This is a genomic window from Salipiger sp. (assembly GCF_059781815.1).
Genome location: NZ_JBYNAH010000395.1, coordinates 1 through 1989, shown reverse-complemented (window position 1 = coordinate 1989; position 1989 = coordinate 1). Strand labels below are relative to the sequence as shown.

1 protein-coding gene is annotated in these 1989 nt (G+C 58.0%); it reads left to right on the top strand.

Annotation, left to right across the window (positions count from 1 at the left end; all coding sequences use genetic code 11):
- The first annotated feature begins 712 nt into the window (after positions 1-712).
- Positions 713-1860 (top strand): IS3 family transposase gene (locus tag AC6RA4_RS25160; protein ID WP_500165009.1). Its coding sequence is split into 2 segments (ribosomal slippage): positions 713-956 and positions 956-1860, totalling 1149 coding nucleotides; the frame shifts between segments, so codons are not numbered across the junction.
- Positions 1861-1989: the final 129 nt, after the last annotated feature.

Here is a 1989-nt window from a genome sequence, read left to right as displayed (position 1 = left end):
CCAGATTTTAGACGGACTTACGATTACAGCAGATCAGCCAGACTTGGCAGACTTGTGGGCGGCCTACGGCATTGACTGGCAGAAGTGGAACTGGCTGCGGGTGCTGACGAGTGCCGTTTCTCTTTTGGGTGTAGCCATGGCGTTTCGGACTTCATCTCAAGACACATGATAAGACTTAAAGGGTTGCTTACCGCTTCAATCTTTCACGGACCGATTTTCGGTTGCGGTTGAGTGCGTCTACCTGCGCGCCTGAGAGACCGGATCAGAGGCTCGCGCGGCCTTCGGGCATGGTTCGACTTCTACAACCACCGGCAGCCTAAAGCCGCCCTCAAAGGATAGCCACCGGACGTGGTATACCGCGCCCGCACAACAATCATGCAATACGACCAAAAAACACGGAAAGTAGCTTAGATCACCTCAGATCTTGTCCAAGGATCGGGGGGCCCCCAAGTCGACGAATAGCCTTAAAATTTAACATAATGTAAATTATCAACCTTAAATTCACATCCCAGTGAACTCACGAACGAGGTGCCAATTCCATACGAATACAGAGAGTTGCATGAGCTATGAAGAGCGATAAACCAGCTTACAAAGTGGCTTGAAGCCAGAACGCCGATATTAGGGATTGCAGACAGGTTGGGGCGTGACCCTTCTGAGGTGCCCCTAGATTTGTAGACGCTTTTCTCCCTTACTTTGAGCCGAGGAGACGAAGATGGGGACAAGCAACTACAGCGACGAGTTCAAGTGGGATGTGGTGCATCAGATCACGGTTCGCGGGTATCCTGTGCGAGAGGTGTCCTGGCGTATGGGCGTTAGCACGTATTCGCTCTACAGGTGGCTGAAGCTGTTCGGGGAGCCTGTCTCGAAGCCCGGAGTGGACTCCGAGGCCGAGAACCGGCGCCTGAAGCGCGAGCTGGCCCGGGTGACCGAGGAGCGCGACATCCTAAAAAAGGCAACGGCGTACTTCGCGCGCGAGTCCCAATGAAGTACGCCTTCATTCGGGCGCATCGCGGGAAGTTCGGCGTCCGGGCCATGTGCCGGGTGCTACGGGTCCACTTCGTCGGCTTCTATGCATGGCTGAATGAGCCGCTAAGTCGGCGTGCGCGGGAAGATGCGCGGCAGACTGAGCTGATCCGGCAGGCCTGGGCAGAGAGTGGCCAGGTCTACGGCTATCGCAAGCTGACGGACGATCTGCGCGACCAGGGCGAGCAGATCTCGGAGAACCGTGTGGCGCGCCTAGCCTCGCTGGCCGAGATCGCTGCGCAGATTGGCTACAGGCGTCGTCCCGGCCGATATGGCGGCAAGCCCGCGGTGGTGGCAGAGAACAGGCTGGAGCAGCGGTTTGAGGCATCTCGGCCCGATCAGGTCTGGGTGACCGACATCACCTCCATCAAGACCAATGAGGGGTGGCTTTATCTCTGCGTCGTCATCGACCTATTCTCCCGCCGCGTAGTCGGCTGGTCCGCACAATCCCGCATGACGACGGACCTGGCGCTCCAAGCCCTGCTGATGGCTGTCTGGCGACGCAAGCCGTCTGACCGGGTCACGGTGCATTCAGACCAGGGCTCCCAGTTCACCAGCCGTGAATGGCAGACCTTCCTCCGCCAGCACGGCCTCCAACCCAGCATGAGTCGGCGTGGGAACTGCCACGACAACGCCGTCGCCGAGAGCTTCTTCCAGCTTCTGAAGCGGGAACGTATCCGGCGTCGCACCTACCCGACCCGCGATGCCGCGAGGCAAGACGTGTTCGAATACATCGAGCTGTTCTACAACCCGAAGCGCAAGCACACGAACAACGGCATGCTGTCGCCCGTTGACTTCGAGATCAGGCAGCAGAAACCGACCACGGCAGGTGTCTAGGAAACTAGGGGCACCGGCCACTTCGATAGTGAGGTTGGGACCTACTTCCTTTGCTCAGCTCAGCAGTAGGTGCCGCCCGATAACGATTTGGTAACCATTGCGTGAGTTAGACTGAGCTTAACCCTTGTG